Source organism: Mucilaginibacter myungsuensis, assembly GCF_015222005.1.
GTDB lineage: Bacteria > Bacteroidota > Bacteroidia > Sphingobacteriales > Sphingobacteriaceae > Mucilaginibacter > Mucilaginibacter myungsuensis.
Genome location: NZ_JADFFL010000001.1, coordinates 854793 through 880633, shown reverse-complemented (window position 1 = coordinate 880633; position 25841 = coordinate 854793). Strand labels below are relative to the sequence as shown.

The window sequence follows — 25841 nt, the reverse complement described above, 5'->3', positions numbered from 1 at the left end:
TAAAGTTTCTTTCGCATCACAATATAGATCTTTATAGTTATTACCATGCAAATTTTTTGCAATTACCTATAGGTTAACTATAATAAGATATACGATATTTGAAGCTATGTTCTACCGTTAGCTTTACAGTAGCCGCAAAAAATACACTCAGGTATTATAATTTAAATAAGATATAGTTGAACGCTGTAACTATTAATTACAGATATTATCGGTCAGAAATTTGATATTTTTGATAGAGGCGCTGGAGGAAGGTAATTTAGATCACTAATTCGGGAACTTGCCAAGCGCTACCTTGTACAACGCCACGCTCTAAAATGCGTTGATCGATAAAATACTGTATCTCCGATTTTTTTAATCCCCAGTTAGGCGCGATCAGCAGATCCCAGTCTGATATACCGAACAAGCGTTGGATCACCACATCAGGACGGACCAACGGTAAAATGTCGCACACGAAGTCGGCATATTCATCTAACGAGAATAATTTGAATGGCTCGCGTTTGTATTTCACGCCCATTACCGAACCCTCTACAATGTGCAGGTGGTGGAACTTTACAAATTTGATCTGCGGGAAACGGTTTATCTCGTCAGCATATTTCAGCATCATTTCTTTGCTCTCGCCGGGCAGGCCAAAAATGGTGTGTACGCAAATATCAAGCTTGCTGTTCTTAACCAATTCTAAAGCTTTGATCAGGTCATCATGGGTACAGCCGCGGTTGATCTGGCCAAGGGTATCGTTATAGATGCTCTCCATGCCCATCTCCAGATCCACATCAAAGCGATCGGTATAGCTTTCAAGCAAGGCTATCTTTTCCGCATCTATGCAATCCGGGCGGGTACCTACAGACAGGCCGACGATGTTCTCGGGTTCGATGCTCAGCGCCTCGTCATACATCATTTTCAGATAATGGGTAGGGGCATAGGTATTGGTATTGGGCTGAAAATAAATGATAAACTTATCGGCTTTGTTGCCACGGCGGGCACGTTCCATTCCCTGGATCACCTGCTCGCGCAGGGAAGGAGCCTGCCGGGCTACGGATGGCGTAAACGAATCTACGTTGCAATAGGTGCAACCGCCATATCCTTTGCTGCCATCGCGGTTCGGGCAGGTAAAGCCACCATCTACGATCACTTTAAAAACGCGTTCGCCGTTATATTTCCTTTTCAACCAGGGGCCATAATTGTTATAGCCCTTTTCCCACTGCGCCCCCGACGAATTTGTAAGCATCATAATACGGCAAAGATACAGATTTTGTACGGTTCATGGTTGCCGATTCACCGATCAGGGGATGGTAAGCACGGAAATGCTAAAACCATGAACCATCAACTATGATCTATGAACAATACGCCTGCCTACTTTTTAAACTCTACTTTGATCGTATATAGTGATGCCTTGATGGCTAAAAAATCATTCCAAATATAGTTTTGGCTGGTTTTACCGTTGGGCCAGGGGTCGCGCAGAGTGATCGATACAGGCGTGATACCAGTCATATTACCTGCAGTATCGTAATTGATGGTGTATTGCATTGCGGTGATCATATAAGCTGTACCTTCGGTGCCTACACCCCCGGTTCCCATGATCATTGGCCTGCCTGCATGCAGTTCGTCAAAGATCACGTCAGGGTCAACATTGGCAATGGCGCAATATATCTTTGATGGTTTCCCCCAGGCAGGCGGTGTGGTCTTGTTGATGGCGAAAGTAAGATCGGACGGCGTGCCCAAAGGTTCTTTAGGTGTGCCGTTCACCAAGCTCATCACCTGATCTTGCGATACATTTAACCCTGCATAATTCAGGCACATTTCTATACAAACAGCCCAATTCCAGAACGGGCCTGTGTCAGGGTCGGTGATGGTCATTTTTTCCATTCTGAAAGGTCGGGCATAAGTACCGACCGAAAAGGTTTTGTCGGCTATCCGGATAATGTTGGCGTTATCTTGCGAGAACGCTGCCTGGCATACACAAAGGGTCGCGATAAGGGCGAAGAGGTTTTTTAATGATCTTAACATCCTGCAAAATAATCATCTTTTTAATATTGTGCATCTATAAAAAAGCACGCCTGTAGTAAGGGACGATCTTAATATCTACTAACTGTCTTTTAAACTGTTTAAATTAACCTGTCACCATCCGGGCCGCTTTATTGCCCGGTTATTAAAAATATAAGGCGATCGTTAAGATATTGATAACAAATGTAATATCGACAATTGAAAATGGGTGTAATAAGTGTCTTGTTTACAGTAATTTATATTAAAAATATCAACAAAAATTTGCTGATCTGTAAATTTTTATAGCTACTATTGCCTTGCCCCTGCATCAACCCTAACATTATCGTCCAATGGCTTTTCAACCTAAACATACTATCGTGGGTGCCTTAATGGCAATACTGTCGCTATGTGCCTTCACCATCGCAAAACCAGCCGATGATCCGATCGATAAATTAGTCGCCGCTTTACAAAAGTGGGCGACGGATAAACCTCAGGAAAAAGTTTACCTGCATTTGGATAAACCTTATTATGCCCTCGGTGATACCATTTGGTTTAAAGGTTACGTCACTACCGGCAGTAAACACCAGCTATCGGCCATGAGCGGTGCGCTTTATGTGGATCTGATCAACGAGCGCGATTCTATAGTGCGCGATCTTAAGCTACCCATCACTACCGGAATGGTCATGGGCGATGTGGTTTTAGGCGACGACCTGCAGGATGGAAACTATCGTATCCGCGCTTACACCCAATGGATGCGTAACGCCGGCGAGGCATGGTATTTTGATAAAACCTTTACGGTTGGCTCGGTGACAAGCAATGGTATCATAACTAAAGCCGACTATCTATATGAAGAGGTCGACGGCAAGCAAGTGCTTACCGCTACCCTAAACTATAGCGACGAGCAAGGCAAACCCTTAACCGGTAAGGATATCCTGTACCGCATCGTCATTGATAAAAAAGTGGTGTGGATCAAAAGTGCTAAGACAGACGCTAATGGCAACGTCTCGGTCAACATTGCTAACGAAGGAAAGGTAGATCTTGCCGGAGCTTACATCCGTACTACCTTAAATAACAGCAGTAATAAAGAGGTCATTAAAGACTTTCCCATCAAAGCTTCGTTATCGCAAAACGATGTGCAATTGTTCCCCGAGAGTGGCAATATGGTCAACGGCGTTACCAGTCGCGTGGCTTTTAAGGCTGTCGGCGTAGATGGCTTGGGGCTGAAGGTGAACGGAAAGGTAGTCGATAACGAAAATAAAGAGGTAACGTCTTTCTCCACATCGAGTGTGGGTATGGGCCACTTTATTTTAAGGCCCGAAGCCGGGAAGGCCTATACCGCTAACGTTACCTTTTCGGATGGTTCTGTAAGGGACATACCGCTGCCGAAAGCGAATGACAATGGCTATGTGCTTAGCGTATTCCAACCGGGTACCGATAGTGTGTCGGTACGGATCAGCACAACGCAATTACAGGCAAGCCAGCCAAGAAATGTAGGCCTAATGGTTCAATCAGGGGGTGAGACCATTTTTGCTACCCATATTATTGTTGATCAGCCTATGAAATCGGTATGGTTGGACAAGAAAGCTTTCTCGAGCGGGATAGCGCAGTTCACGCTGTTCGATGCATCGGGCACGCCGCTGAATGAGCGCGTGGCCTTCATTAAAGGTAATGACAGACTAAACCTTGATATCAAACCCAATAAAAGCAGTTACAAAAGCAAAGAGCAGGTGGTAATGAACCTGACGGCCAAAGACGGCAGCGGTAAAAACACTGCGGGCAATTTTTCGGTATCGGTGATAGATGAAAGCAAGATCCCATCTAACGAAGGCGACGAGACCAGCATCTTCTCCAGCCTGCTGCTAACATCGGACATTAAAGGATACGTAGAAAAGCCCAACCGCTATTTCCTGAACGATGACGAACAGACCAACATCGCCCTTGATGATCTTATGCTGACCCAGGGTTACCGCAGGTTTGTTTGGCAGGATATCGTAAAGCCGGACGCTGTAAATGCCATTTCGGCCACGTCCGACAATAAAACCGTATCCCAATATCCGGCCGAGAGCGTCGGCATTGCCATATCGGGCAAAGTGGAGACACTTACCGGCAACCCGGCGCCCGATGCATCCGTAACTTTATTATCAACAAGAGCCAGGATAACCAAATTTGCTACTACCGATGCCGAAGGCAAATTTAAATTTGATGGCATCTTCCTGACCGACAGCATCAAGTTTGCGGTGCAGGCGCGGACCAAAAAGAACGGCGACAATTTGAAACTGATCCTGGACAGTATTCCCTTACAAAAGGTGACCAAAAACCCTAACCCCGGCGATCTGTCCACAAACATCCCCGGCGCGCTGAAGGCTTATATAGAGGCCGGTAAAAAGCAGGACGCGGTGAATATCAAAATGGGCCGGATGGATAGGGTGCATAAGTTGCGGGAGGTGAATATCAGAGGGGCGAAGGATAAAAAGGACGTTTATGCACTTCAAGGTCCGCTTAGAATCCCCGAAGGTCATGCAGATCGGACATTGATGATAAATGAGAAAGAAATGGCACAGCGCGGCTCGTTAGGAACGTTTCTTGCTGCCGGCGCGATCCCGAATATTACCATGACACCAACAGGGTTTCCCGCTGCAAAAGTAATCGGTGGTACTTTGCCTTTTCGTGTTATTCTCAACGGACGATTGTTAACTAAAGAAGAAGCTGAGGGCGTTTTTGACAATTCCTATGTAGAATGCACTGATATTATAAAGATAGAAGCAGTAATCACAAACATGGCGGTCAAGTCGATGTTAAGCACAGGCGACCAACCGGTTTTGCTCATTTTTACTAAAGCCGTTCAGGACCGAAAGCAATTAAATCCTTCGATGGTCAACACCACGCCAAAAGGTTTTAACAAAGCAAGAGAATTCTATTCGCCTAAATATGATCGCCCTGGCAACGCCAAACAACTGCCCGATATGCGGACCACCATTTACTGGAATCCATACCTGAAAACTTACGCAGCCGGGCAAGGTAGTTTTAACTTTTACAACGCCGATGGGCCGGGTACTTACCGGGTAACGGTTGAGGGTATCAATGCAGATGGCCAGTTAGGCAGGCAGGTTTTTAGGTATCAGGTAGATGGGGATCTGGCAGATAGCGCGGCCATTGGTCCATTAAGGACTATCGATGATACCCAACGCGTCATTGCAGCCGCACTGGATAAGATGCGCCAAAAACTACCGATCGAAAAGGTGTACATGCATACCGATAAGCCATACTATAATATGGGCGATACGCTCTGGTTCAAAGGATATGTGACCGATGCTGAAGGGAAGCCATCCAGGCAAAGCGGATTGCTTTATGTGGAGTTGGATAATGATAGCACCGAGGCTGTCCGCCGGGTAAGTTTAAAGATAAAGGATGGCATGGCTTCGGGACAGATCCCGCTGACCAAAGCCATTTTTGCCGAGGGTGGCTACACCTTGAGGGCCTACACCAACTGGATGCAGAACTTTGGCGAAGACCTTGTGTTTAACCAGCGTTTTTATCTCGGTGTCCCGGCTACAAATGCCTGGCTGGTGCGGTCGAGCGCGGGTATCAAGCGCGATGGCGAAAAGGATAGATTGGATGTGGATCTGAAACTGAACCGGGCGGATAAAGGCCTGTCATCCTTAGCGCTTAAAAAGGTGGAAGTGCGGATATACGAGGGCAAATACTACCTGCATAAAGAAGAAATGCAGACGGGTGTAGATGGCAGCATTAAATTCAGCAAAACGCTTAAAGACAAATTGGATGGGCGCAACCTTAGGCTACAGATAAAAAGTTTAGAACCCGAGGATAACGAAAAGACAGTCCAGGTACCACTGCGCATTAACCGCAGCCAAAAGACCGACTTGCAATTTTTGCCCGAAAGCGGCAGCATGGTAGCTGGCCTGCGGTCGACTGTTGGATTTAAGGCGATAGGCGAAGACGGCAAGAGCTCCCCGGTAGCCGGCGAGGTACAAGATAGTAAAGGCAACAAAGTAGCCGACTTTATTACGCTGCACGGCGGTATGGGGAGTTTCGAGTTCACCCCAAAAAAAGGGGATACCTACACGGCTAGGATCATCCAACCCGAGGGTATCGAACAAACTTATAGTCTGCCCAAAGCGAGCGAAAGGGGTATCGTGTTACACATTGACAACGATGAAACCGCAGATCAACTGAAAGTAAGCATCGCGGCAAGCAGCAATTTAACAAGCATTGTTGCAGCAAGTACCGACAGTGCTTATTACCTGATCGGCACATCGGGCGGCAGGATCTATTATTCTGAAAAGGCGGCGCTGAGTGGGCCGGCTATCAGTATCGATAAAAAGCTTTTCCCTACAGGTATTGCTAAGTTCACCTTATTTAAAGGTAAGCGCCCGCTAAATCAAAGGTTGGTGTTCGTTGATAATAAAGAGCAACTCAATATCAGCATAATCGCCAATAAACCAAAGTATGCAAAACGCGATAGTGTGGGCATGGAACTGACCATTACCGATAAGAGCGGTTTGCCGGTGCAGGGCAGTTTCTCCTTAGCGGTGACGGACGATTCGCAGGTGAAGCCGGATAGTGTCCAAAATTTTGGCATGGCTGCCAGTTTGCTGTTGAATTCGGAATTGAAAGGCGATATCGAAGATCCCGGCTATTATCTAACCCGCAAAGACAAGCAGGCTTGGGCAGCTTTAGACAATTTGCTGTTGACGCAGGGATGGGCCGCTTACGATTGGAAAGAAGTTTTTGAACACAAAGATCCGGCATACAAAGCCGAACAGGATATAGAGGTGACGGGCAGGGTAGTTAATCTTGCTAATAAACCGGTGCCCAATACGGAGGTGATCATCTCGTCGCAAAGGCCGAGTTTTGTTACATCTACCCAAACCGACTTTAATGGCCGCTATAGCTTTAACAAATTGCCGCGGATAGATTCAGGCTCATTCTTTTTGCAGGCGAATAATAAGAACGGCAAAGCAAGAGCCTTTGGCGGGATCAGCGTAGAGAAATTTAAACCGATGCCGGTGCCCGAGACCATCCGTAAGGCGGTACTGCCCTGGTATGTCAATAGCGACACCACACAATTGAATTACGTAAAACGGGTAGGCCAGCAAGTCGATTTTTCTAACATGAAAGGGCAAGGCACCCTGCTTCGTAACGTGAACATCAAAACGGTAAAAGTGATCAAAAACTCACATAACCGTAACGGACCGGGCAGGCAGGATCTGGTATTTGACGAAAAGGATATCAAGGAATCGGCAGTGATGAATCTATGGCAATTGCTCAGGCAAAAATTGCCGGGGATAACGGTGACCACGCTTAAAGAAGTGCCCACCTTAAAATTAGGCAGACATATGGTGGTGATCTTAATGGATGGCGGTGGGTTACCTATTCAACTGAATATACCTTACCGGGTAGATGACCTGATAGACGAGATCAGCCAATACCAAATAGCTAATTTTAAGGGTATGGAGGTGATGTGGAGTGATAAACATGTTACCAAATATTTTCGCCCGAAAAATGATTGGATCATGAGGTCATTCAAAGGCCAAGACATCAACAAGCAATTAGATGAATTTAAGCAAGGCGGAGATGTGGAACGATGGTTCTACATACCAGGTAATGAACCATCTTATTTGGATCGAAGGGCCAACCTTTACAGTAACGTAACACCCGAGATAGCGATCATCGAGATCACTACCGGCAATGGGGCCGGCTGGTTCAAAAACCGTGCACCATCGGCGGTCACTTATCGCCCTTTACCATTGATGGTGCCGCAGCAATTCTATCGGCCTAAATACAAAGCTAACGGAAAACCTGCCGGCATGCCCGACTATCGAGCTACCCTGCATTGGGAGCCGAACATTTTTACCGATGCCAATGGAAAAGCTAAAATATCGTTTTACACGTCGGACCTGCCCGCCAACTACACGATCAACATCCAAGGGATAACACCCGATGGGGCGATAGGCGGCGCGGTGCGTGAGCTAAATAAGGATGTAAAGCAGGCATCGCAATAGTAGGTGCGATGCCAAAATAAAAATGAGGTCAGCGTTAGTGCTGATCTATTTTATACAAGATCCAATCGTTGGTCTCGAAACGTTTTTCGAGATAGATCTTGTTGTTACCCGTGCGTAATATTTGCAGGTATTTTGGAGTAAGTTGGGTGTAACCATTGGCCGGGTTTTTAGTACTGGCCACCAAAATATAAGAGGCGTATCGCCCCGGCGATTCTACGGCGCTTAAAAAACGTTCCTCGTAAGGCATGATCAGGCCTTGCACATTTTTAATGAACGCGGCAACGGGATAGGCGACGCCGTCATCGATCAACAAACGCGGGTTACCGGGAAGGGCGTTAATATAATTGGCCATGTCGATATTCTCGTTCTGAGAATCCGGGGCCTCTTTTTTCATCAGCACGCGAATAAAAGTTTGCTCTTCCTTTACGTACGATCTGTCCAGGAACATGTAGCCACTGTATATTTGCACCACGCCCAAAATTACCAGCATTATTTTAAATGCTTTTTGCTCCTTAATGGTCACCGCCCTGATCACTACGCAAAGCAGTGCCAATATCAAAAAGATCAGATAGTATTGTTGCGCCAGGTACACTTTGTCGTATTTTATCCGTAAAAACTCTACAAAGGCAAACGGCGTGAGCAGGGTAAGGATCTGGTAGGTACGTTGGCGATACAGGTAAATGGCCACCAGTATCATGGGGCAATACAAGATCATCCGGGTAGATATCACGATAGGCGCTTCGGGCAGTTTATGGTGCATGGTGGTATCCAGCAGCACGTTGTAATCTATCTTTTCGGCCATTACGCTCCAGGTGGCGTAAGGGCTGTCTATAAAGTAGTTAAGGTCGGCCGCGTGGGTTAAGTTCAGCATCTTGTAGATCAGCACCGAAACCAACGGCAGGATAAAGATGATGATGTACATGGCAAAGGTCTTGTTGATCAGCTTACGCCGTAACGACGGGTTATTAAAACTGATGAACAGACGAAATACCGATTCTTTCTCGCTCAGGTTTAAGCTATCGATAGATATAGACAGCACCAGTGGTAAAAAGAACAGCGTAAGCCAAATGAACTTATAATCACAAAAAACCAATACCACCAAACATATACTGGCAATGGAAACGTGGAAAGTGGTATTTGAAAGATAGAACTTAAAAAAGTTAAGGTAGAACAGGAAAAAGAATATGAGTATCAGGTAGACGGACTTGCCAGAACATGCCGCATATAATATCCCCGGGTGTATCAGGAAAATGCCTAACAGAAAGAATACATAAAACTCATCGTCCAGCCGCTTTATGATGGCGTTGGCCATGATGTTGAACAATACTGCCGTACCTACAGCCGATGCCAATACGGCCGATAATTGCTCACTGACAATAGAGAACACAAAAGTGGCATAGAATGGAAAAAGCGGCGCGGTAAGGCCGATCACTTTTAAGCGCTGACCAATACCATCAAAAACGATCTTCCCTTTTTCGATATAAAATAACGACTCCTGGTTGTAATAACCCATGTTGTTGAGGTACACGGCCACAAAAACGTAGTAGCCGGCCAAAACCAGTGTCAACACAAGCACCATGAAGTTTTTAGACATGCTCATTTAACAACGTTGGTTGGGTTATTAACTTTGCTTAAGCCATGGTTGGTCTTTTCCCAATAGAATGGGTTAACGATCAGCTGCCATAGGCCTTTATAAGCCGCTGCCGAGTGCATTAACCAGTAAATTGGGTTGGCTATGGCAAACAAGATCAGCTCGTAATAACGGCGTTTAAATACGGCCATCATATTCACGTAGATCATCAGAATGTTGCCCACCATCAGGTTGAAAATACTAATGAACAGTACCCAATCCGGGAATAACTCGCGTATAAATCTCAGGTCGAAGGCTACGTAAAACAAAAATACCGATAGCAGCAGGGGGTAGGCCAAAAACGTAAGTGGTGTAGCGCCAATGAAAAAGTTAAAGCCTAAGAAACCTTTCCAGCCTACTTTTTTCCAAAGCTTTACCGGGTTGCGCATGTGCACCAGATAGGTTTGCATATACCCTTTGATCCAGCGCGAGCGTTGGCGTATCCAGTTAAAAAAGTCGTTGTTCGCTTCTTCGTACGTGGTCGAATTCACGATCGCTACTTTGTAACCTTTTGAGTATGCACGCAGGCCAAGGTCGGCATCTTCGGTAACGTTAAATGGGTCCCAGGCGCCTAATTCTAACAAGTTAGCCATTTTAAAGTGGTTACTGGTGCCGCCAAGCGGGATAGGGATATCCATGGTATCCAGTCCCGGGAGCATGTAATCGAACCAGTAAGAATACTCAAGCGTGAACATGCGGGTAAGGAAATTCTCGCCGCGGTTAAAGTAATTCAGTGCGCTTTGCACGCAGATATAGTTGGATGGCAGTTTAGCAAATAAGGCCACCACCTTTTTTAATTGGTCAGTGTCAGGGATGTCCTCCGCATCATAAATGGTGAGGTATTTACCACGCGAAAAGTGCAGGCCGTAGTTACATGCTTTTGGTTTGGTTTTAGGCATGTGAAAGGGCACAACGATCACCTCAAAAACGGCCGGGAAATCAAGGTCGCGCACCGCGTTCAGGGTCTTGTCGTCGTCCTCTTCAATGATCAGTTTGATGTCCAGTTTCTCGCGGGGATAGTCCAGACTTTGCAAGTTCCAGATCAGTTTTTTGATCAGCTTATCCTCTTTATAAACGGGCAGGTGAATGGTATAAACGGGCAGGTCCTCGTTCTTTACTTTCCTCACCTCCTCGCGTGTCACCGCCTGGAATAGTTCGAACCGGGAACCCACCAATGCCAGGAACAGCTTGAATACGATAGCGATCAAAAAGAACGAACTCATCAACACGTTCAATACGATGGATACGATCTTGAAGTTGATGAACAGACCAATAATGATCAGCCCGATAGAGATAAAAATGAACAGGAGCTGATTAGCTGTGAAGGTAATGATGGCTGAATTTGCGGGGTCGCGGTTTAGTAACTCGTAAACTGCCGATTTTACGTATTTATCGCCTAATAGCTTATGGCTTAGCCAGGTAATATCCAGGTCCGACGCTACAATGATCTGCGGCTCCATATCAAAAGTGAACCTGATAAAGTCGATAAAAAGCTCATCGGTAGGGTCGGCCATTAGCGTTACCACTTTACCATTCTCGATACGGAGGGGGAGGGCAAGGTGTTCATAAGCAAATTTCAGCTCTATTTTGTCGAGTAGCTCCCGGTCAAATTCTTCTTCCCTGATCTGCTGCAACGGATACCCGGCGTTTATTAATGAACGCTCGTAGTTCTTACGCGATATGAAGCCGAAATTGAGCGCGACCTTAATGAAAGACTGCCCCAGGTTAGATGCTATACCAAGGATGCGGTCCTTATCTGCCGTGGTGATGAACTTATCCTGAACTAAAACGTCGCGAATATCTAAACTCATTGCCGATCATTTGTATCGGTAAAACTAATAAGCATCCCCTGTTAACAAACAGGGGACACCAATAATAACCTGATGCTAAATTATTCGGATAGCATATCCTGAGATTTTTGCACCCTCGAACGCACGTAAAGGAACGATAGCAATATCAATATCAAAATGGCTAACAGGATGTACAAATTGTAGCTTTCCCAAAAGCGCGATAGGGCGGTCTTGGTATCCACGTACTCCAGGTTTTCGCTCGATTTACTGATATTGAACAGATATTTGTTACCACTAACATCGGCTATACAAACGTTACTGGATAAGGTAGAAAGCTGTTCTGTGATGGATTTTGATACCGATAGAAAAGCATCCGCCAGATGCGTGCCCGTGGCCGTTACTACCAATGTGGCATTGTTGGCCCGCCCATAAAATATCTGCGCCAGACCGTTGGATACCGAATCGTTCAGCCGGTACACCACCTGGTTATTATCGTTATTATAAAGCCTGAAATCCTTACTAAAGGTGATCGGTGCATCGGGGAACTCGCCCATCAACTTATCATCCCGTGTAAGTAAGGCGATAAGGTTGTATTTTTTAATGTCCGAAGTGTTAACATCGCTCGAATATTGAAAGATCGGGAAGTTGTTAGCGTTAATGTTGTTATTCAACTCGTAAACAACCTCGCCCATAGCAGCAGCGGCATATTTAGCGTATTGTTTGCTCACCACGATACGGGTAGAACCGGCGTTAAAAGCCTCCGGATATTGGTAGAAACTCAGGTCGCTGGTGATGAATGGGTTCTTTGATTCCAGGTATGATTTATCTACATCTATCTCGGCAAAGAAGTTGGTAAAGCTGTTCATACAGTTACCACTGCTTGGGTAGAACCTAAACTCGGCCACCAGCGTGTTATATTTGTGGTGCTGGTAACGGTTAATAGTTACCGACGTTTTTAACTTACCTGATGCATCCAGCTTTTCGCTGTTGATCAGCATACCGTTAAGGTAAATATTGAAGAAGCCACGGTCGTTAGCATTCAAGCTGCTGTAGTTGGCCGTAATGGATATCTCCACCTCTTTAGGGGTAAAGCTAAAGTCGCTATTTTTAAAGTTGTATTCGCTTTTCAGCGCGCCGATACCCGACATAAAGTTGGTAACGCCGCCTATTTGCTTTAAGGTCAGCCTTGAGCGGTTCTCGTCAACGGTTTTAAAGAAGGTATTCTCGGCATGGTCAATGATCAGGTAATCACCAAAGGTCGAGTTCAGGATATTCATATTACCCAGCGCGGTTATAGATTTTTCTAAACCCTCATCATCGCCACCGGTGATGAATAACACTTCGCCCGGAACGGTCAGGTTCTCTACCGAACGTACCGGTACCAGTTTGCCGTTAACATCTACCAGTTTCAACACGCTATCGGTTACGTTAAGCGAGCGTTTGCTCAGATAAAACATACCTTGTTTGGCTTGCGGAGTAACATTGATCAGGCTGCGCATTGGTGCCGGCAAACTGTTTATTTTGCCCACCATAATATAGTTGCGGACACTATCCGGTATCTTATCAGCCTCAAAAACGGGTATGTTTTTCAGGTCTGTTTTTTTCATCCGTGAGTAAGCCCAAGCCACAGCCTTCAGATCGTGCAGGGTAGGGTTTACCGGATAAACGATCGCTTTTTTTGATTCGAAAGAATTGGCGATGTTGATGTTAGAGAAAAAATCTTTAGTGTTGCGGTTAAGCGCCAGGTACGAGTAGCCTTTGATCTTTACCCACATAGCCGGATTGTCAAGGTCGCGGCATTTATCGTCGGATATGTTCAACAAGGTCTTTATCTGCACTTTCAGATATTTGCCATCACTGGATACATCAGCCCGGGAAAGAGGGAGGATGATCCGTTGGATAGAATCTTTAGTTAACCTGCCGCTGTAAACAGGTTTATCGGCTACAATAACGTTGATGAATGAGTTTTGAGCTACCAAAGCCCTTGATGGCTCAAAGTATAGGACCATCTTACTGCCGTTCATCTCCACCAATGGATCTATCCTAAAAAAGTAGGATGTAGATCCGCTCATGCCGTTTATAGGGTCATCATCGTGCCCGTACGACTTGAATGAGGATATCACCTGTGCTGAAGCCGGTATTTTGGCTAATAAAAGTATAAATGCAAGTAAGGCTATAATTTTGTTCATCGCTGTTTCGGAAAATACTAATTGATCACGTAAAACTCTACTCTAAAATAATTACCGTTCTCGTCGCTTCGGTATGCTAATTCGCCGCCTAATTCTTTGGTCATTAGTTTGGCGATAGATAATCCAAGGCCTAAACGGCTCTCTACGTGGCCCGATGCGTCGTTAAGTGTTTTTAATTTATTGAACATCATGTCCAACTCCTGCTGGCCAATGGCCACGCCCTCGTCAATGATCTCGAAAACGAACTTTTGGCGTTGCAGGCTGGTTATTACACGGATGTTGTTATTTGTCTGCGAAAATTTGATAGCGTTCGACAACAAGTTTTGGAATACCTGCCCGGTGAATACCTTATCCAGCTTTACGTTAAGCGGTAGTTTAAGGATGTTGTCTATCAAATGGATATTCTTCATCAGGGCCGTTTCTACCAGTCCTTTGTAGATCATTTGCACTTCGGCGTTAATGTCGAACATCTCCAGGTTAAATTTCAACTCCGGCGATTCGATCTCTTTAACATCCATTAACTTGTTAAGCATGTATTGCATCTTATCGGCCGAGTCGCCAATGTATTGCACAAATTCGCGCTGGTCCGAGCTTAAACGGTAGTCTTCGTCCTTCACCATGTTATTACTCATGATAATAGAGCCGATCAGGTTCTTTAGATCGTGGCCGGCAATATTGATAAAGCTGTTTTTTTGCTCGTCAAGCTTGCGCAGCCTGTCGTACTGCATATCAATGATGTTGTTCTTTTCGGCAATATCGTGGTTCTGCTGTTTCAGTTGCTCGTTAGATTTTTCGATCACGATCGACTGTTTCACTTCGCGCACGATCACTTTGTAACGCGCGTTAGGGATCAATGTAGAAATGATCAAAATGACCACAAAATACTGACCGCCATTACTTACTATAAGATCTAGCGTATAGTTGCTGAGCGAGTTGTAAAAAATAGCAAGCAACATCAGTGCTATCAAACCTTGTATCACCGAGTTTATCGGCTCCCAAAAAACCTGCAGGTTAAGAAATAGGACAATGACCGAATACGTTAAAAAATAGATAGTTAGCCGCGAATCGGTTACGATGTTACAAAGGATGGCCGAAATTAACGACAGCATGAAGAAACTGATATGCAGGAGTATCCGATAATCGTATTTTCGGTTGATGAAGAAGGTGTAAGTTGCGTAAATGATCATTACGGTAATTATCCGCACGATCAAAAATTGTATCCAAACCTCGTTAGCGTAAATAAAATCGATGATGCTGAAGATAGGATATAAGAAAATGATGGTCCATACGATATTGTTAGTCTGAAACCACGCTTTTTTATTAATTTCTTTCGCAAGCTCTTCTTTAGTGATCTGGACAAACATCTGTGCAAAAAATTTACTTATATAAGTAATACGCCTCGTTTAGCATAAATAACGGATGAAATATAGCTAAAAAATGTATTCAATACCAAACACACGCGTAAAGCATCGGGTAATATTAATTTTTTTAATTATGCTGACAGTGGTTGCTCAAGAGGCAAAACCCCAGCGAAATTTATCAACCGAAAGGCAAACGGCTTTTAAGCGTGCACAAACGCTTAACAACGGGATAAGTGTATCGTGGTTGGAACAAACCTGGGATAATAACCTGGCCGATAGCGAGGGTATTAAAGACAGTGACTTTGAGTTGCTTAAAACGTTGGGCTTTAAAAGCATAAGATTGCCTGTCGCGTTTAAGTATCTGGAAAATAAACAAGGGCCTAACGAAAAAGTTCTTGCCCGGGTAGAAAATTTCTGGCAAAAATGCCGCAAATATGGCTTTAAACTCGTTATAGACTACCATTACGGCGAGCTGACCAACGAGAACCACTACAACGAAACGGCCGCCATTGTTAAAACCTGGACCGCCGTTGCCGAAAGATTTAAGTCAGCCAGCCCCGACCAGCTTTTTTTTGAGATCTATAACGAACCCGGACCGATAGATCCCCAAGTTTGGAAAGACGCAGCCTATAATATCGTTACCGCACTGCGCAAAATTGATCCTAAACGCACATTATTGGTTGGCGCGTCTAACTATAACAGCATTTACGAGTTAAGCCGCTTTGTTCGGCTGAAGGACGACAATATTATTTACGTATTCCATTTTTATGAGCCGTTCTTATTCACCCACCAGGGTGCCGATTGGGTAGGGGTGCAAATGGCTACTACAGGTATCGGTTTCCCTTATGCCAATAGTACATTCCCGCCGATGAATGAAAAAGCGAAAGGAAGTTTTGGAGAAAGCAACTATAAAAAGTATCACCTGGACGGCAACGAAGGTTCGATCACGGATAAACTAAAGATAGTAAAAGCTTGGGCCGATAAATATTCGGTGCCGATCATCTGCGGCGAATATGGCGTGTATAACAAATATACCGATCCGCAAAGCCGGGTTAATTATATTAAAGCCGTACGCACGTCTTTAAAGCAATTAAACATCCCGGGCATATTGTGGGAATACAACTGTAATTTTTCCATCTTCGACGGCGAACCATCTTTAGATAACCTGAGTACCGGCATGAAAGAAGCTATCGGTTATCACGATCAAAAATGATCAATCGTTTAAGCTAATTGGCAATTCATAATCTACGGGCAGCAGATCGGCTACGCGCTGAAAAGCCCAGGCGCCCTCCATTGTATTGCTTCGGGGATTGACTATGACGCCGTTGTTGTCGAAAAAAGAAAAAGGTTCGTAAAAGCTAATGAGCGCGTTCAGCGCCCTTGTTTTATACCTTATCTGCAATTTGCCGGGGTAGCCTATTGCAAAAAGGCCTTTAGTTTGGGTAAGTCTGATGTAATCCCGGGTAGGTACCGGCTTGTTTGAACGTATTTCTGTATATTTTGGCATGTTGGCCTGTTCGGCCCAATATTTTAAGGAGTCTCTAACACCTCTGTCAAAACCGGCCATTTTAAACGCGGTGGCTTTAGCCTTTATTACACTGTCCGGTTGCCGGGCATCATTGTTTTTGCGGGTGAGACTGTAAACCGTAAAGCCCTCTTCGGTTACCATATCAATAATACAGGCCCTCAAAAAGTGCATATCCGAACCCTTGTAAGCCGCTACGCGGTTGCGCATCCATTTGCGCTGTGATGCTTCGTCGCCGGTCAACGGTTCAAAAATGAACGAGCCAACGTAATAGACATCGCCGGTCTTAGGGGTAAAGTAAAAGTCTGTTAGCAGGTATTTTATTTTGTAACCCAATGCATCGTTCTGTATCAGCAAAAAATCGGGCGCGTTAGCGCGCAGCGAATTATCCTTAGGGTCGTGATACAGGTCGAGTATGTCCGGATTCAATAGTTTACACTCCGATGCATTAGCGGTGCGGCCTAAAAACTCGGCGGTGAATCTGGCTAACTGGATCTTGCGTAAAGCGTTGTTGGCTTTGTCGCTATTAAGATCTTTAGGGTCATATTTTATGGTGACCTCTTTTAATTCGGTCACTTTGGGCATTAGCTCTATAACATCTACAGCCTTATCTGTATTGTTTATCAGCACGGTATAGTGATGAGGCTCGTAACCCACGCAGGTCACTACAAGGTCGTATTGCCCGTTCCTAACGTTCTTTAGGGTGTAAGTTCCGTCGGGCAGGGTATTGGTGCCAATGCTGGTGTTGCTTAAGAAAACACTGGCCGCTGCCACTCCGTTTTTGTTGGCCATGCTAACCACGCGGCCACTAATTGTGCTTTGTGCAAACAGAGTGGCCGGAAATAGCGTTAAGAGTAAGATCAGGTTTTTTAGCATTGGTTAAAGTTAGTGACTAAACCTTTTGCTTTTTAAAATATCTGACAATTATAAAGACATACAAACTTATGAAAAGATCATTCCTATTATTCTTAGCCTGCTTTGCTTTGCTGGCTACCTCGTGCAAAAAGACCAACAATGTGGTGGTGCCTAACGAGACCTATTTTATTGATGTAAGGGCAAACGATTGGAGTACCAGCGATGGCGGTAGAACCTATTCGGCGAGCTATCAGATGCCGGCAATTGATGCCGATGTTAACCAAAATTGGGCTATAGTATCTTACGCTACCTTTGGCGGTGGGGTTTACGAGCAATTACCACAAGTTTATAATGGCATCGCTTACAGTTACACACATAGCGTGGGCAATATCACTTTAGAGACCCAGGCATCTGATGGTTCTACGGTCATTACCAAACCTGGCGCGTTCACGGTTAAGGTTGTGCTTATCCCGTCTAACTAAACGGAAATTTTAAAAGGGAAGGCCTTTGCAGTAATGCAAAGGCCTTTCCTTTTATACGCCGATGCCTAATTAAGCACGCATATTAATATACTGCAACGGCTGACCAAAATCCTCGCCACGGCAAAGGCTGATCACAGCCTGCAGGTCGTCTATCTTTTTTGCGGTCACGCGTACCATATCGTCCATAATGGCTGGTTGTACTTTCATACCGCTGTCCTTGATCTTTTTGACCACTTTTTTGGCGGCTTCTTTATCAAGTCCTTCTTTTATAGCTATCTCTTTACGGATCATATTGCCGGATGCGTGTTGCTCTTTACCTTGATCCAAAGATTTAGGGTCGAGGTTCTGCTTGATCATACGGCTAATAATAGAATCGGTGATTGCTTTCAGACGCATATCATCTTCGGTAACGATAGTGATCACGTTGGTCTTTTTATCCAGATCGATAGTGCTTTTAGATCCGTTAAAATCGTAACGGTTCAGTATCTCTTTTTTGGCTGTGTTTATAGCGTTGTCGAGCGTTTGCCCGTCAACCTTGCTTACAATATCAAATGTTGGCATGGGTAGCTTGGTTTATTAAAGTGCAAAGATAGGTGTTTAGTCCGAAAGTCGGAAAAGTCAGAAAGACGGGAAGTCCGAAAGTCAGAAGTTGGAATGATCCTAAGTCTGAAGTCAGAAGCAAGGAGACTTCCACAACGGGTCTTTCTATATCGATATATTCCTAACTTTCGTACTTTCGGTCTTCCCGGCTTTCCCCGCCCTGCGGGCGTTTTGTAAACAAAAACATTTAACTTAATATTATCTTAACAAATAAATGGTCAGATTTGCTGTATAGGCATTGCTGCCTTACTAATATCGACTATGCCTGATCAGCGTTTACCTTTAATTAACCGGGAAATAAGTTGGCTTTACTTTAACGACAGGGTACTGCAAGAAGCGGCCGACCCTACCGTTCCGCTAATAGACAGGGTACGTTTCCTGGCGATCTTTGCTTCTAATCTGGATGAGTTTTATCGTGTCCGCGTAGCAACACTCACACGTTTGACCAACCTGAATGACAAGGCCAAGCAATTATTAGGCTACAGCCCGAAGAAATTGTTGAGCCAGATCAAGAACCTGGTATTAAAGCAAGAGCAAAAGTTCAGTCACCTGTACGATAACATCATTGTTAAAGAACTTGCAGCCGAGAAGATATTCCTGATCAACGAGACCCAGCTGAACGTGGCCCGTGGTACTTTTGTTAAAAGCTATTTTAGGGAACGCCTGCTGTCGACATTGGTACCGGTAATGCTGGATACCCATGGGCCGCTGCCCGAACTGCGCGACCGTGCCATCTACTTTTTTGTAAAGCTGACCAATAAAAAGAAGATCAGATACGCGCTGATAGAGTTGCCCGATACGGTATCCCGATTTTTGGTATTGCCTGAAACTAATAACTTAAAATTCATCATCTTATCTGACGACATTATCCGATACAATCTGGAGGATGTATTCTTCATTTTTGAGCATGATAGCATCGAGGCGTATTCCATACAGCTTACCCGCGACGCGGAGCTGGACCTTGATCAGGAAGTAAGCGAGAAGTTTATTGATGCGCTGAGCAAAAGCTTGCAAAAGCGTAAAAAAGGCAAGCCCATGCGTTTGCAATATGATGCCGACATGCCCGAAGACATGGTGCAATTTTTGGTCGACAAGATAGGGGTTGGTAAAGAAAGCCTCATCCCGGTCAGCCGGTACCAAAACTTTAAGGATTTTATCAAATTCCCTAACGTTGGTCGGCCCGATCTGGAGTATTCTAAGCATCCGTCACTAACGGTTGATGACCTGTCGTTCGGCAAAAGTTTGATGACCTCCATCGCCAAGCACGATTATCTGATCAGTACGCCATATCAGTCTTTCGATTACATCATCCACTTTTTACGCGAGGCGGCCATCGACCCTAAGGTTAAAGAGATCAGCTTATCGATCTATCGTTTGGCCGAGAATTCCCGTGTGGTCCATGCCCTGATCAATGCCGCCAAGAACGGCAAAAAGGTGAACGTATTGGTTGAACTACGCGCCCGTTTTGACGAGCAGAACAATATAGGCTGGAGCAATCGGCTGGAAGAGGGCGGTGTTAACGTTATCTATGGTATAGCAGGTTACAAAGTGCACTCTAAGATCTGCCTGGTAACCCGTATCGAGAAAGGTAAACCTGCCCATTACGCGGCGCTGTCTACCGGTAACTTTAACGAGAAAACCTCAGAAATATACGCCGATCATACTTTGCTTACTGCCAGCAAGCGTTTAACTGCAGATCTGGTACAGGTATTCCGTGCGTTAAATAAGGGTGTATTGCCACGTGGGTTAAAGCACTTGATCGTATCGCCAATAGATTCGCGCCCGGCTATCTATAAATTAGTAGATACCGAGATAGCTAACGCCAAGCTTGGTAAGCCCGCTTACATGGTTTTGAAGATGAACAGCTTGACCGACGAAAGCATGATAGCCAAACTTTACCAGGCCAGCAAAGCCGGGGTGAAGATCCAGCTTATCATTCGGGGGATGTGTTGTTTGGTGCCGGGTGTTAAAGGCGTGAGCGATAATATAACTGCGATAAGTATCATAGATAAATATTTGGAGCACGCCCGGGTTATGATATTCGGTAACGGCGGGGACGAACTGGTGTATCTTACATCGGCCGATCTGATGTCGCGCAATATTGATAATAGGGTAGAGGTGGGTTTCCCGATCTACAGCTCGTGGCTGCAAAAAGAGATCCGCGACATTATAGATCTGCAACTGACCGACAATACCAAGGCGCGCGAGATCAATGCCGCCAACTCTAACAAATACCACAAAACCAAGTCGGACACGTTGGTCCGTGCGCAGATAGACATTTACAATTACCTTAAAAACAAGAAAGGCAGAGTTTGAGATACGCAGCTATAGATATCGGTAGTAACGCCGTTCGTTTGCTGATAGCAGATATTAAAGAGAACGACGGCACCGTGTCGTTCAAAAAAAATACCCTATTGCGCGTTCCGCTTAGGTTGGGCGATGATGCTTTTCTTGATCAGCAGATATCCGAAAAAAAATGCGTTGACCTTGTAAAGACCATGCAGGCCTTTAAGAACCTGATGGACGTGTACAAGGTGAACGACTACCGTGCCTGCGCCACATCGGCCATGCGCGAAGCCAGGAACGGTGCCGATCTGGTAAAGGCGATAAAGGAAGAAGCCAACGTAGATCTGGAGATCGTACATGGCGAGGTTGAGGCTAATATCATCTACTCCAGCCATATTGAGCAGGATATCGATAAAACAAAGAACTACCTCTATATTGATGTTGGCGGCGGCAGTACCGAACTTTCGCTGTTCAGCAATGGCGAGTTGCTGGCATCACAGTCTTTCAATTTGGGTACCATCCGTATTTTGGATAACCAGGATAAGGACGATACCTGGGAAGCCATGAAAGACTTTTTACGGCTGCACACCAAAAACGTGAAGAACCTATCGGGCATTGGCACCGGCGGTAACATCAATAAGCTGTACAAGCTATCGGGCGAAAAGGAGGGCAGCCCGCTATCATTTGCCAAACTGAACAACTTGTACAATTACCTCAACTCTTTCTCGATGAAAGAACGTATCAACGTACTTGGATTGAATCAGGACCGTGCCGACGTGATCATCCCCGCTTGCGAAATTTACCTTAGTGTACTGAAATGGGGTAGTATCAAAAACATCTACGTGCCAAGCGTTGGTATGGTTGATGGCATTATTCAAACCTTGATAGAGAAAAATCTGTCCGTATAGCGTTAAATTTTTTTTAAAAAATTGTTAAAAAAAATTAAAAGTGTTTCTATATTTGTCATACCCTCTCATAAGGGTATGTTTTTCATAGGTAGATGTAGGGCCCGATACGAAAGTGTTTGGCCCTTTTTTCATACTTATCCGTCAGTGGAAAACGCCTTATAGTGTATCGGGACGCGGTTTTTGCCCCTTATTTCTTCACCCATTCCTTAGCAAAAGCACTATAGCTGTCGCTTATCGGCAACTCGGCATTAGCCAGTTGGATCTTACGGTTCTGTACCGATCTTATCTTACCCACCGCCACTACATAGCTGCGGTGTACACGCTGAAACTGGTCGGCCGGTAATTTCTCCAACGCTTTTTTTAACGGCATCAAAGTCAACACGGGCTTGGCATCCTTGCTGGTGTGGATCTTGATATAGTCCTCCATACTCTCGATATACTCAATATCAGCCAAATTTACTTTCACCATCCGGTATTCAGAATATACGTACAAGCTTTCCTGTTGCGCCGGGTCGGCTTGTTTTTTTTTGTATTGCTGAAAGTCTACAGCTTTTTCTACCGCCTTACCAAAACGGCCAATATCTATCGGCTTTAACAGGTAGTCTATCGCCTCTAACTCGAACCCTTCAAAAGCAAAATTTTTGTAGGCGGTAGTAAAGATCACCATTGGCCGGTTGACCAGCGACCGCACCAGATCTATCCCGGTGATATCGGGCATATTAATATCAACGAATAGCAGGTCGATGGCGTTCTGTTTTAAAAACTCCGCTCCCGATATCGCATCCTCAAAAGTTTGTACCAATTGCAATTGCGGAAATTTAGCAATGTACTTACGCATCAGTTCAAGCGCAAGCGGTTCGTCATCAATAGCTATACATTTAAGCGGTGTCATAGTTAGTTCGGTCTTTTTAAGCCACTCTCCATTAGGAGAGGGGTTGGGGTGAGGCTAACAATGCAGGGTCAGTTTCACCCTGAACAGATCATTTTTTTCTTCTATGCTCAATAAGTGTTTGCCGGGGTACATATATCCAAGCCGTTGTTTGGTATTGGCTATGCCTACGCCGGTACGTTCGGTATTTTTGGGCTGATCGGCAAAAACAGGGTTCTCGCACAGCAGGGTAATGGTTTGCGCTTCGGCTATCAGTTCTATCTTCAATGTGCTTTCTTTCGCTTTGCTGATGCCGTACTTGAACATGTTCTCGATAAACGGGATCAGGATCAGTGGTGCTATCTTTTGGTTGGTGATCGATCCTTTAATGTCGAATTGCACGTGCGTTTTCTTACCCAATCTTAAACGTTGCAGATCGATGTAATCATTCAGGCAGTTCACCTCGTCCTGTAGCGATACCAGGTCCTGGCTAACCTCGTCGGTCACATAACGCATAATGTTGCTCAGCTTCATGATGCTCTCCGACGTATGCTCGCTATCCGTTATCGACAGCGTGTAGATGTTGTTGAGCGTATTGAACAAAAAGTGCGGGTTGATCTGCGCTTTTAAGAAAGACAGCTCCGCGTTAGCTTTCTCTGCTTCGGCCTTGATCACTTTCTGTTCGGTGGTCTGCCATTGTTGTACCGTACCAATGGCGACACTCAGCGCCATCATCAGCGCGAAGATGATCAAACTGATAGTATCGATATTGCGTGAATGCGCTAACAGCGGACTAATACCTGCCGACTGTTTGCTCATCGGATCCTGCATCCTTAGGTTCTCGTGAGGGAGCGGCCCGAAGAAACGATGGCTCTCGTTCACGCTATCCACATAACGCTGTCGGGCCTGCGCTGCCATTTGCGCCTCTACCCGCGGGTTGTGTGCCAGCAACTTATCAAAAGGCTGTAGGAAATAAACACAGCTAAAAAGAAAAACAACGATCAGGCTGTATACCAGATACCGTTTGCGCAACAGGAATTGCGGGATCAGATAGCCCAGATTAAAATAGAACATCACCATGTAGGTGAGACAGAACAGCAGGTAATACGACGATGACAGCAACGTTACCGCGCCTTTCCCCTTCAACCCGTCATTGAGGAACAGCAGCGGAAATATCAGGAACAGCAGCCAGCCGGCCGCATGTATCACATAAATTGCTTTAAAGCGTAGCATATACAAAAAAACGGATTATTACGATACGTGCACCCCAATGTATCGGTATTTGCCGCCTTTGTATGGACGAATTGTTTAAGCCACCACCTTTACGGCGACTACCTGAGGTTTTTTAAAGAAACGGATCAGATTGTATCTCTTGCACAAGTAAAGCACGGTCATAATGATCATCGTTCTGTTCAATTAGGGTTTTAAAATTGGTTGGCCGGACCCAAAGGGATACAATAATTGACGCATGACGAATAACCTTTTTGAGAGGAAATACTTGTTACAACAAAATTGACGCTGTTTTTGGTTAGATAGAAGACATACTAATGTAGCGGATCTTTTTGATAAATCCAAATTTATTAGCAAGTAAAATTTACAATGCATGCATAGTAATTGAACTTTTTTGCTGTAAATTGTTTAACATTACAGCACCTGCAACAACCAATTATGGATATCGAATTTAACAAGAACGAAGACATTAATAAGAATCTTGCCTACGATGCGACAGTGCGCCTGAAACAGATCTTTAAAGGCGGTGGAGAAAAAGCCGCGGCCAAACAAAAAGAAAAAGGCAAAATGCTTGCCCGCGAGCGTGTTAAGTATCTGTTAGATGATGATAAACCATGGCTGGAAGTAGGCGCTTTTGCCGGCGACGGCATGTACGTCGAACATGGCGGATGCCCCTCGGGCGGGGTGGTCTGTGGTATTGGTTATGTATCGGGCAGACAGTGTGTAGTAGTGGCTAACGATGCTACCGTGAAGGCCGGTGCCTGGTTCCCGATCACTGCTAAAAAGAATTTGCGTGCACAGGAGATAGCCATGGAGAACCGCCTGCCGATCATTTACCTGGTCGACTCAGCTGGTGTGTACCTGCCTTTGCAGGATGAGATATTTCCGGATAAAGAGCACTTTGGTCGCATCTTCCGCAACAACGCGCAGATGAGCGGTATGGGTATCGTTCAGATCGCGGCCATCATGGGTTCATGCGTGGCGGGTGGGGCGTATTTGCCGATCATGAGCGACGAGGCCATGATCGTGGATGGCACAGGCTCGGTATTTTTAGCAGGGTCTTACCTGGTGAAGTCGGCCATAGGGGAGGACGTAGATAACGAGACCCTCGGCGGCGCGACCACCCATTGCGAAATATCCGGCGTTACCGACTATAAACACCCGAACGATCAGGCTTGCCTGGACAGCATCCGCAATATCTTCAGCATGATGGGGGATAACCCTAAAGCAGGTTTCGACCGCATCAAAGCCGAAGCACCTAAAAAGAACGAGAAAGATATCTACGGCATCCTGCCCGATAATCGCGAGAAGCAGTATGATATGATGGAGATCATCCATCGCCTGGTAGATAACTCTGAATTTGAGGAATATAAAGCAGGTTACGGCCAATCCATCATTTGTGGTTTAGGCCGTGTGGATGGCTGGGCGGTAGGTATCGTCGCCAATCAGCGCAAGGTAATAAAGAACAAAAAAGGGGAGATGCAATTTGGCGGGGTGATCTATTCCGACTCGGCAGATAAGGCGACACGCTTTATCATGAACTGTAACCAGAAAAAGATCCCGCTGGTTTTCTTGCAAGACGTGACCGGCTTTATGGTCGGCAGCCGTAGCGAGCAGGGCGGGATCATTAAAGACGGCGCCAAAATGGTGAACGCGTTGGCTAATTCCGTCGTTCCTAAATTCACTATCGTAGTAGGCAATTCTTACGGTGCCGGCAACTATGCCATGTGTGGCAAAGCTTACGATCCTCGGCTCATCTACGCATGGCCGACGGCCAAAATAGCAGTAATGGGCGGGGCGCAAGCGGCCAAAGTGCTGGTCCAAATGCAATCGGCAGGCTTAAAAGCAAAAGGTGAAGAAATAGACCAGCAAAAAGAAGCCGACCTGCTAAAACAAACCACCGACCGCTACAACGCGCAAACCACGCCATACTACGCGGCAGCTCGATTATGGGTTGATGGTATCATCGACCCGCTGGAAACACGCAAGGTGATATCCATGGGCATAGAGGCAGCCAACCATGCACCGATCGAGAGGGCTTTTAATGTGGGGGTGATACAGACGTAGGGATAATATTTACTTTAAGTTCGACCTAACTTATCACCGCGAGTATT

The 25841-nt window shown here is 45.4% G+C and carries 16 protein-coding genes; 6 read left to right on the top strand and 10 right to left on the bottom strand.

What is annotated here, in order from left to right:
• Window positions 1–256: 256 nt before the first annotated feature.
• Together IRJ16_RS03680 and IRJ16_RS03675 are read right to left on the bottom strand one after the other, a co-directional pair.
• Window positions 257–1228 carry a TIGR01212 family radical SAM protein gene (locus tag IRJ16_RS03680; RefSeq protein ID WP_228079784.1) on the bottom strand — a complete coding sequence of 324 codons (972 nt, stop codon included), beginning with the start codon at window positions 1226–1228 and terminating at the stop codon, window positions 257–259.
• 122 nt (window positions 1229–1350) lie between these two features.
• The gene (locus tag IRJ16_RS03675; RefSeq protein ID WP_194110157.1) at window positions 1351–2004 is read right to left on the bottom strand and encodes a hypothetical protein; all 654 of its coding nucleotides are present in this window, start codon (window positions 2002–2004) and stop codon (window positions 1351–1353) included.
• Window positions 2005–2330: 326 nt separating this feature from the next.
• Between IRJ16_RS03675 and IRJ16_RS03670 the strand changes: the two genes are divergently transcribed.
• Window positions 2331–8003 carry a carboxypeptidase-like regulatory domain-containing protein gene (locus tag IRJ16_RS03670; RefSeq protein WP_194110156.1) on the top strand — a complete coding sequence of 1891 codons (5673 nt, stop codon included), beginning with the start codon at window positions 2331–2333 and terminating at the stop codon, window positions 8001–8003.
• A 34-nt stretch (window positions 8004–8037) separates the two neighbouring features.
• Here the strand turns inward: IRJ16_RS03670 and IRJ16_RS03665 are convergent, their stop codons facing one another.
• From IRJ16_RS03665 to IRJ16_RS03650, 4 genes are all read right to left on the bottom strand, one after another.
• Window positions 8038–9603 carry a hypothetical protein gene (locus IRJ16_RS03665; protein WP_194110155.1) on the bottom strand — a complete coding sequence of 522 codons (1566 nt, stop codon included), beginning with the start codon at window positions 9601–9603 and terminating at the stop codon, window positions 8038–8040.
• Window positions 9600–11444 carry a glycosyltransferase family 2 protein gene (locus tag IRJ16_RS03660; protein ID WP_194110154.1) on the bottom strand — a complete coding sequence of 615 codons (1845 nt, stop codon included), beginning with the start codon at window positions 11442–11444 and terminating at the stop codon, window positions 9600–9602. The genes IRJ16_RS03665 and IRJ16_RS03660 overlap by 4 nt, the downstream gene beginning before the upstream one ends.
• Before the next feature lie 80 nt (window positions 11445–11524).
• Window positions 11525–13612, bottom strand: coding sequence for a cellulose biosynthesis cyclic di-GMP-binding regulatory protein BcsB (locus tag IRJ16_RS03655; RefSeq protein WP_194110153.1), 2088 nt, complete (start codon window positions 13610–13612; stop codon window positions 11525–11527).
• Window positions 13613–13629: 17 nt separating this feature from the next.
• Entirely contained in the window at window positions 13630–14976 is a 1347-nt protein-coding gene (locus IRJ16_RS03650; RefSeq protein ID WP_194110152.1) for a sensor histidine kinase, read from the bottom strand.
• A 130-nt stretch (window positions 14977–15106) separates the two neighbouring features.
• On the opposite strand from IRJ16_RS03650, the gene IRJ16_RS03645 reads away from it, so the two are divergent.
• Window positions 15107–16186, top strand: a complete 1080-nt coding sequence (locus IRJ16_RS03645; protein ID WP_194110151.1) for a glycoside hydrolase family 5 protein — start codon at window positions 15107–15109, stop codon at window positions 16184–16186.
• Here the strand turns inward: IRJ16_RS03645 and IRJ16_RS03640 are convergent, their stop codons facing one another.
• Entirely contained in the window at window positions 16187–17374 is a 1188-nt protein-coding gene (locus IRJ16_RS03640; RefSeq protein ID WP_194110150.1) for a carboxypeptidase-like regulatory domain-containing protein, read from the bottom strand.
• A 68-nt stretch (window positions 17375–17442) separates the two neighbouring features.
• Between IRJ16_RS03640 and IRJ16_RS03635 the strand changes: the two genes are divergently transcribed.
• Window positions 17443–17835: a hypothetical protein gene (locus IRJ16_RS03635; protein ID WP_194110149.1), complete on the top strand. Its 393-nt coding sequence runs from the start codon at window positions 17443–17445 to the stop codon at window positions 17833–17835.
• Between the two features lie 69 nt (window positions 17836–17904).
• Here the strand turns inward: IRJ16_RS03635 and IRJ16_RS03630 are convergent, their stop codons facing one another.
• Entirely contained in the window at window positions 17905–18396 is a 492-nt protein-coding gene (locus IRJ16_RS03630) for a YajQ family cyclic di-GMP-binding protein (protein ID WP_194110148.1), read from the bottom strand.
• Window positions 18397–18696: 300 nt separating this feature from the next.
• Here IRJ16_RS03630 and ppk1 point away from each other — a divergent pair, with 300 nt between their 5' ends.
• Both ppk1 and IRJ16_RS03620 read left to right on the top strand, forming a co-directional pair.
• The gene (ppk1, locus tag IRJ16_RS03625) at window positions 18697–20751 is read left to right on the top strand and encodes a polyphosphate kinase 1 (RefSeq protein WP_194110147.1); all 2055 of its coding nucleotides are present in this window, start codon (window positions 18697–18699) and stop codon (window positions 20749–20751) included.
• The gene (locus tag IRJ16_RS03620) at window positions 20748–21629 is read left to right on the top strand and encodes a Ppx/GppA phosphatase family protein (RefSeq protein ID WP_194110146.1); all 882 of its coding nucleotides are present in this window, start codon (window positions 20748–20750) and stop codon (window positions 21627–21629) included. The genes ppk1 and IRJ16_RS03620 overlap by 4 nt, the downstream gene beginning before the upstream one ends.
• Before the next feature lie 187 nt (window positions 21630–21816).
• Here IRJ16_RS03620 and IRJ16_RS03615 read toward each other — a convergent pair whose 3' ends face one another.
• Both IRJ16_RS03615 and IRJ16_RS03610 read right to left on the bottom strand, forming a co-directional pair.
• Window positions 21817–22521 carry a LytR/AlgR family response regulator transcription factor gene (locus IRJ16_RS03615; RefSeq protein WP_194110145.1) on the bottom strand — a complete coding sequence of 235 codons (705 nt, stop codon included), beginning with the start codon at window positions 22519–22521 and terminating at the stop codon, window positions 21817–21819.
• A gap of 54 nt (window positions 22522–22575) precedes the next feature.
• A complete protein-coding gene (locus IRJ16_RS03610) occupies window positions 22576–23730 on the bottom strand; it encodes a sensor histidine kinase (RefSeq protein ID WP_194110144.1) in 1155 nt (384 codons plus the stop codon).
• Window positions 23731–24165: 435 nt separating this feature from the next.
• On the opposite strand from IRJ16_RS03610, the gene IRJ16_RS03605 reads away from it, so the two are divergent.
• Window positions 24166–25794 (top strand): acyl-CoA carboxylase subunit beta, encoded by a 1629-nt coding sequence (locus IRJ16_RS03605; RefSeq protein WP_194110143.1) that lies wholly within the window; start codon window positions 24166–24168, stop codon window positions 25792–25794.
• The last annotated feature ends 47 nt before the right edge of the window (window positions 25795–25841 follow it).

Coding starts and splice junctions, on each gene's coding strand:
- IRJ16_RS03615 (WP_194110145.1), bottom strand. CDS start 22,521: ATGACACCGCTTAAATGTATAGCTATTGATGACGAACCGCTTGCGCTT.
- IRJ16_RS03630 (WP_194110148.1), bottom strand. CDS start 18,396: ATGCCAACATTTGATATTGTAAGCAAGGTTGACGGGCAAACGCTCGAC.
- IRJ16_RS03655 (WP_194110153.1), bottom strand. CDS start 13,612: ATGAACAAAATTATAGCCTTACTTGCATTTATACTTTTATTAGCCAAA.
- IRJ16_RS03610 (WP_194110144.1), bottom strand. CDS start 23,730: ATGCTACGCTTTAAAGCAATTTATGTGATACATGCGGCCGGCTGGCTG.
- IRJ16_RS03665 (WP_194110155.1), bottom strand. CDS start 9,603: ATGAGCATGTCTAAAAACTTCATGGTGCTTGTGTTGACACTGGTTTTG.
- IRJ16_RS03680 (WP_228079784.1), bottom strand. CDS start 1,228: ATGATGCTTACAAATTCGTCGGGGGCGCAGTGGGAAAAGGGCTATAAC.
- IRJ16_RS03605 (WP_194110143.1), top strand. CDS start 24,166: ATGGATATCGAATTTAACAAGAACGAAGACATTAATAAGAATCTTGCC.
- IRJ16_RS03675 (WP_194110157.1), bottom strand. CDS start 2,004: ATGTTAAGATCATTAAAAAACCTCTTCGCCCTTATCGCGACCCTTTGT.
- IRJ16_RS03645 (WP_194110151.1), top strand. CDS start 15,107: ATGCTGACAGTGGTTGCTCAAGAGGCAAAACCCCAGCGAAATTTATCA.
- IRJ16_RS03670 (WP_194110156.1), top strand. CDS start 2,331: ATGGCTTTTCAACCTAAACATACTATCGTGGGTGCCTTAATGGCAATA.
- IRJ16_RS03640 (WP_194110150.1), bottom strand. CDS start 17,374: ATGCTAAAAAACCTGATCTTACTCTTAACGCTATTTCCGGCCACTCTG.
- IRJ16_RS03650 (WP_194110152.1), bottom strand. CDS start 14,976: ATGTTTGTCCAGATCACTAAAGAAGAGCTTGCGAAAGAAATTAATAAA.
- IRJ16_RS03635 (WP_194110149.1), top strand. CDS start 17,443: ATGAAAAGATCATTCCTATTATTCTTAGCCTGCTTTGCTTTGCTGGCT.
- IRJ16_RS03660 (WP_194110154.1), bottom strand. CDS start 11,444: ATGAGTTTAGATATTCGCGACGTTTTAGTTCAGGATAAGTTCATCACC.
- ppk1 (WP_194110147.1), top strand. CDS start 18,697: ATGCCTGATCAGCGTTTACCTTTAATTAACCGGGAAATAAGTTGGCTT.